11 protein-coding genes are annotated in these 12,147 nt (G+C 67.2%); 7 read left to right on the top strand and 4 right to left on the bottom strand.

Features of this window, described 5'->3' with window-relative positions:
• Positions 1–13: 13 nt before the first annotated feature.
• The 3 genes from phbB (at position 14) to ACX9OT_RS00790 (ending at position 3,944) form a co-directional block, all read left to right on the top strand.
• Positions 14–754 carry an acetoacetyl-CoA reductase gene (gene phbB / locus ACX9OT_RS00780; RefSeq protein ID WP_049463659.1) on the top strand — a complete coding sequence of 247 codons (741 nt, stop codon included), beginning with the start codon at positions 14–16 and terminating at the stop codon, positions 752–754.
• A gap of 207 nt (positions 755–961) precedes the next feature.
• The gene (locus tag ACX9OT_RS00785) at positions 962–1,486 is read left to right on the top strand and encodes a hypothetical protein (protein WP_049400271.1); all 525 of its coding nucleotides are present in this window, start codon (positions 962–964) and stop codon (positions 1,484–1,486) included.
• Between the two features lie 160 nt (positions 1,487–1,646).
• The gene (locus ACX9OT_RS00790) at positions 1,647–3,944 is read left to right on the top strand and encodes a TonB-dependent receptor (protein ID WP_049463661.1); all 2,298 of its coding nucleotides are present in this window, start codon (positions 1,647–1,649) and stop codon (positions 3,942–3,944) included.
• 423 nt (positions 3,945–4,367) lie between these two features.
• On the opposite strand, the gene ACX9OT_RS00795 is transcribed toward ACX9OT_RS00790, so the two are convergent.
• Both ACX9OT_RS00795 and rsgA read right to left on the bottom strand, forming a co-directional pair.
• Positions 4,368–5,621 carry a flavohemoglobin expression-modulating QEGLA motif protein gene (locus tag ACX9OT_RS00795; RefSeq protein ID WP_049463662.1) on the bottom strand — a complete coding sequence of 418 codons (1,254 nt, stop codon included), beginning with the start codon at positions 5,619–5,621 and terminating at the stop codon, positions 4,368–4,370.
• A 228-nt stretch (positions 5,622–5,849) separates the two neighbouring features.
• Entirely contained in the window at positions 5,850–6,959 is a 1,110-nt protein-coding gene (rsgA, locus tag ACX9OT_RS00800; RefSeq protein ID WP_032129866.1) for a ribosome small subunit-dependent GTPase A, read from the bottom strand.
• A 114-nt stretch (positions 6,960–7,073) separates the two neighbouring features.
• On the opposite strand from rsgA, the gene ACX9OT_RS00805 reads away from it, so the two are divergent.
• The 3 genes from ACX9OT_RS00805 to ACX9OT_RS00815 are packed head-to-tail and all read left to right on the top strand — an operon-like array spanning position 7,074 to position 9,690.
• Complete coding sequence (locus ACX9OT_RS00805; protein ID WP_049463664.1) at positions 7,074–8,348, top strand: pyridoxal phosphate-dependent aminotransferase; 1,275 nt, start codon at positions 7,074–7,076, stop codon at positions 8,346–8,348.
• 3 nt (positions 8,349–8,351) lie between these two features.
• Positions 8,352–8,969, top strand: a complete 618-nt coding sequence (locus ACX9OT_RS00810; RefSeq protein ID WP_049463665.1) for an SGNH/GDSL hydrolase family protein — start codon at positions 8,352–8,354, stop codon at positions 8,967–8,969.
• Between the two features lie 4 nt (positions 8,970–8,973).
• Entirely contained in the window at positions 8,974–9,690 is a 717-nt protein-coding gene (locus tag ACX9OT_RS00815; RefSeq protein WP_049400245.1) for a class I SAM-dependent methyltransferase, read from the top strand.
• A gap of 68 nt (positions 9,691–9,758) precedes the next feature.
• Here ACX9OT_RS00815 and ACX9OT_RS00820 read toward each other — a convergent pair whose 3' ends face one another.
• Positions 9,759–10,538 (bottom strand): polysaccharide deacetylase family protein, encoded by a 780-nt coding sequence (locus ACX9OT_RS00820; protein WP_049463666.1) that lies wholly within the window; start codon positions 10,536–10,538, stop codon positions 9,759–9,761.
• A 59-nt stretch (positions 10,539–10,597) separates the two neighbouring features.
• Here ACX9OT_RS00820 and grxD point away from each other — a divergent pair, with 59 nt between their 5' ends.
• Positions 10,598–11,524 (top strand): Grx4 family monothiol glutaredoxin, encoded by a 927-nt coding sequence (grxD, locus tag ACX9OT_RS00825; RefSeq protein ID WP_049463668.1) that lies wholly within the window; start codon positions 10,598–10,600, stop codon positions 11,522–11,524.
• A gap of 77 nt (positions 11,525–11,601) precedes the next feature.
• Here grxD and ACX9OT_RS00830 read toward each other — a convergent pair whose 3' ends face one another.
• Positions 11,602–12,141, bottom strand: a complete 540-nt coding sequence (locus ACX9OT_RS00830) for a DUF924 family protein (RefSeq protein WP_006384394.1) — start codon at positions 12,139–12,141, stop codon at positions 11,602–11,604.
• Positions 12,142–12,147 lie beyond the last annotated feature (6 nt).

Genomic DNA, 12,147 nt, shown 5'->3' on the forward strand with positions numbered 1-12,147 from the left:
GGAGCCTTCTGCAATGACGCTTCGAATCGCTTACGTCACCAGCGGCATGGGCAGTGTCGGTACTGCCATCTGCCAGAGCCTGGCCCGCAGCGGCCACACCGTGGTTGCCGGTTGCGCGCCGAACTCACCGCGCAAGGCCAACTGGCTGCGCGAGCAGCGCGAACAGGGCTTCGACTTCATCGCCTCCGAAGGCAACGCGACCGACTGGGCCTCGACCAGCGCGGCGTTCGCCAAGGTCCGCGCCGAAGTCGGTGAAGTGGACGTGCTGGTCAACAACTCCGGTGGCAGCCGCGACCTGCTGTTCCGGCAGATGACGGTGGAGGACTGGAACGCGGTGATTGCCTCCAACCTCAATGCGCTGTTCAACCTCACCAAGCAGGTGGTCGATGGCATGGCCACGCGTGGCTGGGGCCGCATCATCAACATTGGTTCGGTCAGCGCCCACAAGGGCCAGATCGGCCAGGTGAACTACGCCACCGCCAAGGCCGCGATGCATGGTTTCAGCCGTGCGCTGGCCGCCGAAGTGGCCTCACGCGGGGTCACCGTCAACACGCTGTCGCCGGGCTACATCGCCAGCCAGGCGATCAGCAGCTTCCCGCCGGACGTGCTGGACCGGCTGGCCGCCTCGGTGCCGGTGCGACGCCTGGGCCGTCCGGAAGAAGTGGCCGGCCTGTGCTCATGGCTGGCCTCGGATGAAGCCTCGTACGTGACCGGCGCCGACTATCCGGTCAACGGTGGCCTGTACATGGGTTGAGCCCGTCTCCACGCAGCGCGTGGACCGCCTCCCCCACGGAGTGCGCGGGGCCGGTGAACCTTCGCTTGCGAGGGGGATCCGGCCCCTTTTTGTTTCTGCATTTCTGAGATGCACTTCCCGATGCATCGGCAGAACCGGTGCTATACCTGCCAGCGCTTGCCGCGCCCAATGGACGAACGGCTGACATCGCGGATCAAGGAGGTTGGCATGCGTGCAATACTGATTGCGCTTCTTGCGGTCGCCACCACGCCACTGGCGGCAACCCCACCCGCTGCCACTGCAGAAGAGGCGGACGCAACCTGGCGGCTCGTGGAGCGCTGGTCCTTCCAACTGGCACGCTCTGACCTTGTCGCGCAGCTGTCACCACTGGCTCCGGCCGGCTCGCGTTCGGAAGCAGGAAGGGGCCGGGGCGACAGCGCCACCATCGATCTGGCGCCATTCGTGGTCGCCGGAAGGATCAAGGGGCCTTCTGGCCAGATCCACACCGACGCGTCGGGGCGAATCATCAAAGGCATTACGCTGTCGCTGGGCGGCGCCTGCATCTCGCGAAAGCAGATGGGTCGTCGCTACCCCGACTTCAACGTCCTTTCCGTCCCGTCAGGGCATAGTCTGGACGAGTCGACGGTGTTCGGCACGGTACTGAACGGCATCCAGATCGGGTTCTCATTCTCCGAACATGATCGTGACTGCATGGACCAGCTCAAATTCAGCTGGCCCGGTGAGCGCTTCTGATTCTCTCCGGCATACCACCATGACGAACAGGTTGCAGGACGCACACCACTGTCCTGCACCGTTCGTTGGTTTTCCGTAAAGAAGGTTTCATGTTCCGTTCGCATAGTGGCCATGCACCGCGCACGCGTGCCGGTGACCACCCCCAATGCAACGGACCACCATGCAGACCCGACACCTGACGATCGCCGTGGCGATCGCGCTCTCCGCCGCCGCCAGCGCCCATGCCGCCACCGCCGCCGATGCCGGCGCCAGCACCGATGCCGCGCTGAGCGCGCAGACGCTGGATACCGTCTCCGTGATCGGCCAGGGCGAGACCCGCCAGGTGCAGCGCATCACCACCGTCGACAAGCAGGTGCTGCCGCCGGGCACCAGCGGCCAGAAGATCCTCGATCGCCTGCCGGGCGTGTCGGTGCAGTCCAACGACGCCTTCGGTGCCAACGAGGAATCGCAGACCATCAGCCTGCGTGGCTTCGACAAGAGCCGCCTGGGCTACACGCTGGACGGCATCCCGCTGGGCGACAACAGCTACGGCAACTACAACGGCCTGAGCATCGCCCGCGCGATCATCGCCGAGAACCTGGCCGGTGCCGAGCTGTCGCAGGGCATCGGTTCGCTGGGCGTGGCCTCGACCAGCAACCTGGGCGGCACCATCCAGTACTTCTCGATGGACCCGTCCACCGAATTCGGCGGTCGCGCCAGCGTCACCGTTGGCGACAACAGCCAGCGCCGTGGCTACCTGCGCGTGGATACCGGCGACATCAACGGCTTCTCGGCCTACGTGTCCGGCGTGCACCAGGACCAGGACATGTGGGCTGCGCCGTACCAGAACCAGACCACTCGCCAGTTCAACGCCAAGGCGGTGTGGAACGTGGGCGACCATCGTTTCGGTGCGTTCGTGGCCACCTCGCGCGCCAGCCAGGCCAACTACGCCTACCTGTCCAAGGACATGCTGGCCCGCGGCCTGGGCTATGACTGGAACATCTACGCACCGGACTGGGATCGAGCCGTGGCTGCTGCGTACTGCGCGCCGGGCACGCTGGACCGCAGCAAGTGCAGGTTCAGCGGTGGCGTCACCAGCATCGACGATGCGTACTACCAGAGCCGTGCACTGCGTGACGACAACCTCTATTCGGTCGATGCTGACCTTCGCCTGGGTGAGCAGGGTCGCCTGAAGCTGCTGGCCTATCACCACGACAACCGTGGCCAGGGCCACTGGTGGGCACCGGGCCAGCCGTCCTACCCCGGCACCGACAAGATGCTGCCGATTTCGATCCGCAGCACCAACTACACGATCAACCGCGATGGCCTGACCGCCGCGCTGTCGTGGACGGTGGGCATCCACGAACTGGAAGCCGGCCTGTGGTACGAGCAGAACGACCATAACGTTTCGCGCAACTTCTACTACATCAGCGGCCCGTTCCTGGACGACCTGTACCTGAAGAACCCGGACCGCCTGCTGTTCAACCAGGACTTCGACATCCGCACGCGCCAGTTCTACGTGCAGGACCGCATGCGCTTCCTGGACCAGCGCCTGACCGTGGACGTGGGCATCAAGAGCCCGAACACCCGCATGCGCGCCACCGCCAACCCCGGCGTGGAAACCAGCATCGCCTCGGGCACGCTGACCGCCAAGGAATCGGTGCTGCCGCAGCTGGGCCTGGGCTTCAAGCTCAACGCCAACAACGAGCTGTTCGCCTCCTACGCCGAGAACATCGCCGCCTTCGTCGGCGGTGGCAGCGGCGGCCCGCTGCAGGTGTCGCCGGAATCGTTCGCGGCCAGTGCTGGGCTGGAGCCGGAGAAGTCCAAGAGCCTGGAAGCCGGCTTCCGTACCTTCGGCGAGAAGTACCAGGCGTCGATCGCGGGCTACAACGTGAAGTTCGACAACCGCCTGCTGTCGCTGAACCCGTGCTCGAGCATCGAAGTCGGCACGCGTCCGGAGTGCGTGACGCGCTTCATCAACGTCGGTTCGGTGAAGAGCTACGGTGCGGAACTGACCTTCATCCTCAAGCCGATCGACGGCCTGCAGTGGTACAACGCGCTGTCCTGGAACAAGACCACCTACGAGGACGACTACCTGTCCGGCGGCGCGGTGGTGCCGGTGGCCGGCAAGATCACCGTGGATACGCCGCAGCGCATGGCCTCCAGTGAAATCAGCTGGAACCGCGATGGCTTCTTCGCCAGCCTGCGTGCCAAGTACACCGGCAAGCGCTACTACACCTACACCAACGACCAGTCGGTGCCGGGCGTGACTACCTTCGACGCCGGTGCGGGCTACGACTTCGGCCCCGGCCTGGGCCTGCGCAACGTGCGGGTGTCGTTGAATGCGACCAACCTGACCAACAAGCGCTATGCCGGCCAGCTGAGTTCGTTCGCACCGACCGATCCGGAGGGCAAGCGCTATGCGATCCATGCAAGCGCACCGCGGCAGTTGTTCATGACGGTGGCGGCGGAGTTCTAAGTCAGAAGCGGGCGCTGCGGCGCATCAGTACCGCAGCGGGGCGAGGTGGGACGGGCCGAGGCAGGACACGCCGCAAGTACGTCCCTGCAGGCTCGGTCGGCGCATCCATGCGCCTCACGGTCCTGCCTCGGCCCGTCCCACCGCGCTCGACAATTTCCTGCGCCGGCGCGGAGGCAATGAAAAGCAAAAGCAAAGAGCCGGGCATTGCCCGGCTCTTTGCTTTTCAAGCGCAATCCCTCTGGTGGACCTGCTACCGCGCCCGCAGAAAACTGTCTGGAGGAGGCGGGGCACCCTGGTCAGGACCGTTGGCGCCATGGATGGCGCCATCGAGCACCATGGAGGGGCTTTTGCGTGTCCTGGCCGGGGTGCCCCGCCTCCTCCCCACCGATAGCAGGCAGGCGCTGGCGGGTCCGCCAACGCATTTCATTCCGGCGCCAGCTGGTCCATCCGTATCCGGTTGGCGAACAGCGAGAACGCCAGCATCCCGGCCAGGCCATTCGCCCGGCTCACCCAATGCGGCAGCCAGCGCGGCGGCTTCAGCACCCCCGCGTCGAACAACGGCGCGAACGCGATCGCATCGGTCAGGCTCATCTTGCCCGCGAACAACCAGCGGCAGACCTGCAGGCGGTCCTCGGCCAGCATGTGGCGGAAGAACGTGTGCACCGACACCAGGCCGCGCAGGTACACCGTGTCCTTGGTGAAGGCCAGGCCGCCACTCGGGGGCACGCCGCGGAACACGCGCTGTGCCGAGGCGAAGCTCTCCTCCGCGTTCTGCCCGGCATCGCAGAAATAGCGGAACACTTCGATGAAATCAGCACCTTCGCGGGCCATCGCAATCGCTTCGGTACGCAGGCTGATGCGCTTGAGGCGCTCGATGTCGATGCTGCCGGTGATCTGCTCGGCAAAGGTGGCCAGCCCTTCCTGGGTTGCCGTCACCCGCGGCGAGGACAGTGCCAGGCTCGGCAGCACCGGCTGCTCGCGGCCGTTCAGGGCGGTCAGCGAATGCACCAGCGCTTCATGGTGGAACAGCTGCGCGCGGTCGTAGGCACTGAAGCGCGCACTAGTGCGCAGGCGGATGCGGGTCGGGCCGGCGGCGGCCTTGGACACCAGCTCCGGATCGAGCTGTACCTGGATGATGCGCGATTCGAAGAACGCGTCCAGATCGTTCTGCAGTTGCAGTTGCAGCGCGATGGCCGAGACCGGCACCTGTTCTTCCGGCGCCAGCAGTTCGTGGTCCAGTTCGGCGGCGATCTGGATGAAGTGGCGTGCAGCCTCACGCGTACTCGGGCCATTGCCCGGCAGCGGCTGCTCGGGGGCGCCGAACAGCTGCACCGAACAGGTATCGACTGCAGCGGTGCCCAGCCCTTCCAGCAGCTGTGCGGCCAGGTCCCAGCTCTGTGCCGACTGCCGCACGTAGTGGCCCAGCGGATGGCTGTCGTCACAGTCGGCGGCGATCGCGGCCAGCGCGCGGCGTTCTTCGCTGAAGTCCAGCTTCGGGTAATCCACCTTCGGCAGTACCGGCTGGCCACGCGCCACGCTGTCCAGGAACGGTGCCTGCACCGTGGCTGGCCAGCTGGTCAGGCCCAGCAGGCGGATGCCTCCCACGGCCTCGACCAGGCGCGCATCGAGCGCTGCATGGTGGGCCACGTCACGGTCCAGCGTCGCAGTCGGTTCCATGCGCGGACTATAGCGCCCTGCCCGCACGTTGGTAGGTGCAATGGATCGGGTAGCTGCCAACCTTGGTTGGCATCCGCCGAAGGCGGACTTCGGATACTTCCGTGCCAACCAAGGTTGGCACCTACCAGGAGCGGGCAGTTGGCATCCACCCGAAGCAGGCAGAGGCGGGTTTCATTGCTGGGGTCAGAGCCCATTGCGGTGCAATGGGATCCGCCCCCGCGATACCGATCAACGCCTGCGCGGCTTGCCTGCCGGGCGGAACTGCTGGCCCTTGCCCTTCTTGCCACCGCGTTCCTGCGCGGTCTCGGCCTGGCGCACCGCCAGCTTGGCGGCAGCGGCGGCCACTTCTTCCTTCAGCTTGAAGTAGTTCAGCAGCCGGCTCTCTTCGATCTCGCCGGCCTCGATCGCTGCACGCACGGCACAGCCCGGTTCCTGCTGGTGCTTGCAGTCGTTGAAACGGCACTGTGCGGCCAGCGCTTCGATGTCCGCGAACCCCCCCTCGGACAGGGTCTCTTCGCCGGTCGGCTTCAGCTCGCGCATGCCCGGGGTGTCGATCAGGCAGGCGCCGGTCGGCAGCGGCATCAGCGCGCGGTGCGTGGTGGTGTGGCGTCCGCGCGAATCGTTGGCGCGCACCGCGTTGGTCTTCATCCGCTGCTCGCCCAGCAGGGTGTTGGTCAGCGTGGACTTGCCGGCACCGGAGGAACCGACCAGCACCACCGTGCGGCCCGGGCCCAGCCACGGCTGCAGCACCGCCACGCTGTCGGCATCCAGGCCGTTGATCGCATGCAGCGCGATGCCCTGCATCTCCAGCTCTTCCAGCACCGCCAGCGCATCCTCGCTGTACTCGGTCTGGTCGGCCTTGGTCAGCACCACCACCGGTTCTGCACCGCCACCACCGACCAGCAGCAGGTAGCGTTCGATGCGGCGCGGATTGAAGTCGGCATCCAGGCCACAGACGATGAACACCGTATCGATGTTGGCGGCGATCACCTGCTGGTGGTAATGCTCGCCGGCCGCACCGCGCTTGATCGCGGTACGCCGCGGCAGCAGGGCGACGATGCGGATGCCATCGAGCAGCACCCAGTCACCCACCGCTGGCCGTTCATGGCTGGGGAAGCGCGGGCGCTGCCATTCCGGCAGCGACTCGGCCTTGATCGACGCATCCGGGCCATCGGCCACCACGTAGTGGGTGCGGTGCTGTTCGATCACCCGTGCCGGGCGGGCCTGCGGATGTGCGGCCATCGCGGCCTGCCAGTCGGCCTGCTGCGCCGGGCCCGGCCAGGGCCAGCCAATGGTCTGCAGGGCGATGAAATCGGGGGTCTGGGTCATCGCCGCCATTCTACCTGTGCCGGCGCCCTGCCAGCCCAGCAATGACGGGCCCGGAGCCCTTGCCATGCATTGCAGCAATTCCGGTAGGATGGAAGCCCCATGCCTTTTGACGGCCCAGCTCCCATGTCCACCAACTCGCCCAAGCCCCTGGCCATCCGCGAGCGCCTTTCCGAAGTGCGCTACGAAATCCGCGGAGAACTGGCGCGGCGAGCCCGGGAGCTGGAGGCGCAGGGCCGCAAGCTGATCAAGCTCAACATCGGCAATCCCGGCGCCTTCGGTTTCCGCGCGCCGGAGCACCTTCAGCGTGCGATCGCCGACGACATGGGCCGCACCGACCCCTACACGCACCAGCAGGGCCTGCCGGTCGCGCGTGAAGCCATCGCCAGCTACTACGCCCGCCGTGGCGCGCCCGATGCGCACCCGGACCGCGTCTTCCTCGGCAATGGCGTCAGCGAACTGATCGACCTGTCGCTGCGTGCGCTGCTCAATCCCGGCGACGAAGTGCTGGTGCCCTCGCCCGACTACCCGCTGTGGTCGGCCTCGACCATCCTCAACGATGGCCGCCCGGTGTACTACCGCTGCGCACCGGAGAACGGCTTCCAGCCGGACCCGAGCGAGATCGAGACGCTGGTTTCCTCGCGCACCCGCGCCATCGTGCTGATCAACCCGAACAACCCCAGCGGCGCCAGCTACCCACGCGAACTGCTGGAGCGCGTGGTGGAGATCGCGCGCCGCCACAACCTGCTGTTGCTGGTTGATGAGATCTACGACCAGATCCTGTACGACGACGCGCTGTTCCAGCCGGTCGCGCCGCTGGCCGGTGATCATCCGTGCCTGACCTTCAGCGGCCTGAGCAAGGTGCACCGCGCCTGCGGCTGGCGCGTGGGCTGGGCCCACCTCAGCGGCGACGATGCCCGCCTGGGTGACTTCCGCGCGGCGCTGGACCTGCTCGGTGCGCTGCGCCTGTGCGCCAACGTGCCGGGCCAGTACGCCATCGAGGCCGCGGTGAACGGCCCGGACACCATTTCCGAGCTGTGCACGCCGGGCGGCCGCCTGTACGAAACCCGCCGTGCGGTGATCGAAGCCTGCGAAGCCAGCGAACACCTGTCGCTGGTCGCGCCGGCCGGTGCGCTGTACGCGTTCCCGGCCGTGGTCGGCGCTGCGGCGAAGGGCTTCGACGACCACAACTTCGCGCTGGACCTGATGAACAACGAGGGCGTGCTGGTGGTGCCGGGCTCGAGCTTCAACGTGCCCTACCGCCACCATTTCCGCGTGACCCTGATGCCGGAAGCCTCGGTGATGCGCGATGTATTCGCGCGCATTGACCGTGCCCTGGCCCGCCGTGCCGAGGACGCGACCAAGGTCGTGCCGCTGAAGCCGCGCCGTTCGGTGGCCTGACCTGTGACCCTGTCCTACCTGGCGCTGGGCGATTCGTACACCATCGGTGAAGCGGTTGCAGTCGAAGGCCGCTGGCCGCACCAGCTGGCCACCGCGCTGCGTGCGCAGGGCATTGAGCTGTCCGATCCGCAGACCATTGCGACCACCGGCTGGACCACCGACGAACTTGATGCAGGCATCGATGCGGCCGCGCCGCAGGGGCCGTTCGATTTCGTCAGCCTGCTGATCGGCGTCAACAACCAGTACCGTGGGCGTCCGCTGGACGAATACCGCAGCCAGTTCCAGGCGCTGCTGCAGCGGGCCATCGGTTTCGCTGGCGGTGATGCCGGCCGCGTGCTGGTGCTGTCCTTCCCCGATTGGGGTGCGACCCCGTTCGGCGCCGGCAGTGGCCGCGACCTGGCCACGATCGAGATCGAGACCGACGAATTCAATGCGGCTGCCGAGGTGATCAGCACCCAGCAGGGCGTGGCCTTCGTCGACATCACCGATATCAGCCGCGCGCAGGGCGAAGACCCGACGATGATTGCCGAGGACGGCCTGCATCCTTCAGCGCGGATGTATGCGCTGTGGAGCGCGCGCGCTCTGCCGGTGGCCGCGCATCTGCTTGGCGGCACGGACTGAGACGATGGACGGCACGCCACGGAACGGCCCGCCCCTGCCCTGCACGCCCCTGACCGCCCCGCAGGCCCGCTTGATCGCAGAAGCATTCCGGCCAGCGCAGGCCTGGGGCAGCCGCCGCGACTACTACTACACCCGCGGCAAGCTCGGCAGCGATCCGCTGTACGACGGCGTGCTGCAGCATCTGCCTGACGATGGGCAGCCGGTGCTGGACCTGGGCTGCGGGCTGGGCCTGTTCGCCCATGTGCTGCGCCAGCGCGGCGGTACCCAGCATTACCTGGGCGTGGACGTGGATGCCGGCAAGATCACCCGCGCGCAACGTGCTGCCGCCGACCTGCAGGACGTGCGCTTCGACTGCGTGGATGTGCAGGCGCCGCTGCCGGCGCAGGCCGGGCACGTCCTGCTGCTGGACGTGCTTCAGTATCTGGACGCGGGCCCACAGCAGGCCCTGCTGCGCGCGGCCAGCGCACAGGTGGCCCACGGCGGCTGCCTGTTGCTGCGTACACCGCTGGCCACCGGCGATGGCCGCGACCGCACCACACGGGTGGCCGACCGGCTGGCCTGGCTGATCGGCTGGATGGGCACACGACCGCGCCACTATCCCGATCCGCAGGTGCTGCAGGCGACATTGATCGAGGCCGGATTGCAGGTGACGTCGCCCCGGCCGCTGCACGGGCGTACCCCGTTCAACAGCTGGCTGCTGGTGGCGCACCGCATCCGGTAGCGCCGGGCCATGCCCGGCGGATTCCATCCATGCCGCTGCGCTCGCCGGGCGTGGCCCGGCGCTACCGGTTATCCGGCCGGCAGCTGCGCCTTCAGCCCACGCTCGTCCAGCGCCTGCAGCACGCGCTCGATGATCACCAGGTTGTGCCCATGGGCGGCACCTTCGTGCAGCAGCACGATCGCGCCCGGGCACAGGTCTGGCAGCAGCCGTGCCAGCACGCCGTCCGGCGTGCAGCCGACGCCGTCGTAGCCGCGCGCGCTCCAGCCTACCCGGACCAGCCCCAACCGCTGCAGCACCGGCGCCACGAACGGATTGGTCATGCCCACCACCGAGCGGTACCAGCGCACCGGCTGGCCGCTTACCGCCTGCAGGGCATGCTGGCAGCCCTCGATCTCGGCGCGCATCGCCGCCGGGCCCAGCCGCCAGAAGCGCGCCTGCGGATGGCTGTGGCTGTGATTGCCCAGGTCATGGCCACGGCGCAGGATCTCCTGCACCAGTTCCGGCTGCGCCAGCGCACGTTCGCCCACCAGGAAGAAGGTGGCGCGTGCCTGGTGGCGGTCCAGCAGGTCGAGCACGGCACGGGTTTCCGGACCGGGGCCGTCATCGATGGTCAGCCATACCGTGTTGCCGGCCTCCGGCAGTCGGCTCAGCACCGGCGCATAGAAGCGGCTGTTGGGCAGGAATATCGGCACCATGAACAGCGCGTGGCTGGCCACCATCAGCGGCAGGCCCCATTTCCAGCCTGCCAGTACCCATACCAGGATCACGACCAACTGCGACGCCACCAGCCGGGGCAGCCAGCGCCAGGGCCGGGTCGGGATGCGATGCAATGTTCCTGCGTTGCTCATCCCCCATGATGCCATGAGGGGTAGAATTGATGATTCGAATTCCCGGAAACCCGACGTCCATGTCCCTCGATCCCGCCCTGCGTTCGCGCATCGAATCCATCCTCAACGCCAACCGCGTCGTGCTGTTCATGAAGGGCCAGCCGTCGATGCCGCAGTGTGGTTTCTCGGCCAAGGCCGTGGGCGCCCTGCAGGACCTCGGCGTCGAGTTCGCCCACGTCAACGTGCTGGCCGACCAGGAAATCCGTGAAGGCATCAAGGCCTACGGCGACTGGCCGACCATCCCGCAGCTGTACATCGACGGCGAACTGGTCGGCGGCAGCGACATCGTGTTGCAGATGGCCGCCAGCGGCGAGTTGAGCAGCGTGCTGGGCCTGGCCGCGCCGGACCGTACCCCGCCGAGCATCAACGTCACCCCGGCTGCCGTGGAAATGCTCAAGGGCGCGCTGGCCGACGCCCCGGGTGCCGCCCTGCAGCTGAGCATCGACGCCGGCTTCCAGCCGAACTTCCAGCTGGCCCCGCACGACGAAGGCGCGATTGCCGCCGAGTCCAACGGCCTGCGCGTGCAGTTCGACCTGGCCAGCGCCCGTCGCGCCAACGGCATCACCATCGACTGGGTGGACGACATCCGCGGCAAGGGCCTGGCCATCGACAACCCGAATGCGCCCAAGCCGGTGCAGGAAATCAGCGTGCGTGATGCCGACGACCTGGTGCGTGCCGGCAACATCACCCTGGTGGACGTGCGCCCGGCCGACGAGCGCGCCATCGCAGCCGTCGGCGTACCGTTCAAGAGCTTCGACGGCAACGGCCGCGCCGCGCTGGAAGCCCTGCCCAAGGACACCGCGCTGGCCTTCATGTGCCACCACGGTGGCCGCAGCGCGCAGGCCGCCGAGCAGTTCCGCGCCCTGGGCTTCACCAAGGTGTTCAACGTCACCGGCGGCATCAACGCCTGGTCGGAAGACGTCGACAACGGCGTGCCGAAGTACTGATCGGCACTGAAAAAGGGGACGGAGGGGATTAAGTCGTTTGTGCCTCAAACGACTTAATCCCCTCCGTCCCCTTTTTCTTAGCCGGCGAACCCGCCTTCGGCCAGGTAATCCAGTTCTTCCGGCGTGGGGATGCGGCCCAGCACGGCGTTGCGATGCGGGAAGCGCCCGAAACGGCGGATGATGTCGCGGTGCAGTTCGGCGTACTGCAGGTATTCCTTGTCACCCAGCACGTCGAACATCGCCACCGAGCGGTCCTGGTCCAGCGGATCCTCGGAGTGCTCGAACGGCAGGTAGATGAAGGCGCGCAGCTTCGGCACCAGCTGCAGGTCCAGGCCCTCCTCGATGGCACGCATGGCGTAATGCCGGGCCAGGCCATCGGTGGCGTAGGAATGGGCAGTGCCCCGGAAGCAGTTGCGCGGGAACTGGTCCAGCAGCAGCATCAGGGCCAGCGCCCCTTCGGCACTGCCCAGCCAATGCTCGCGCCCGCGCGAAGCGGCGGCGAAATGCTCATCCAGAAACAACTGGCGGAACTGCGCGTCGAACGCGTCGTCGCGGGCGAACCACTTCGCAGGGCCCGCCTCCTTCCAGAATTCCACCACTTGCGCGGCAACGTCCATTACCTA

The organism is Stenotrophomonas genospecies 3 (assembly GCF_054473855.1).

Bases quoted from the DNA above. Each gene is read 5' to 3' on its own strand.
- phbB (WP_049463659.1), top strand. From the start codon at position 14: ATGACGCTTCGAATCGCTTACGTCACCAGCGGCATGGGCAGTGTCGGT.
- ACX9OT_RS00785 (WP_049400271.1), top strand. From the start codon at position 962: ATGCGTGCAATACTGATTGCGCTTCTTGCGGTCGCCACCACGCCACTG.
- ACX9OT_RS00790 (WP_049463661.1), top strand. From the start codon at position 1,647: ATGCAGACCCGACACCTGACGATCGCCGTGGCGATCGCGCTCTCCGCC.
- ACX9OT_RS00795 (WP_049463662.1), bottom strand. From the start codon at position 5,621: ATGGAACCGACTGCGACGCTGGACCGTGACGTGGCCCACCATGCAGCG.
- rsgA (WP_032129866.1), bottom strand. From the start codon at position 6,959: ATGGCGGCGATGACCCAGACCCCCGATTTCATCGCCCTGCAGACCATT.
- ACX9OT_RS00805 (WP_049463664.1), top strand. From the start codon at position 7,074: ATGTCCACCAACTCGCCCAAGCCCCTGGCCATCCGCGAGCGCCTTTCC.
- ACX9OT_RS00815 (WP_049400245.1), top strand. From the start codon at position 8,974: ATGGACGGCACGCCACGGAACGGCCCGCCCCTGCCCTGCACGCCCCTG.
- ACX9OT_RS00820 (WP_049463666.1), bottom strand. From the start codon at position 10,538: ATGAGCAACGCAGGAACATTGCATCGCATCCCGACCCGGCCCTGGCGC.
- grxD (WP_049463668.1), top strand. From the start codon at position 10,598: ATGTCCCTCGATCCCGCCCTGCGTTCGCGCATCGAATCCATCCTCAAC.
- ACX9OT_RS00830 (WP_006384394.1), bottom strand. From the start codon at position 12,141: ATGGACGTTGCCGCGCAAGTGGTGGAATTCTGGAAGGAGGCGGGCCCT.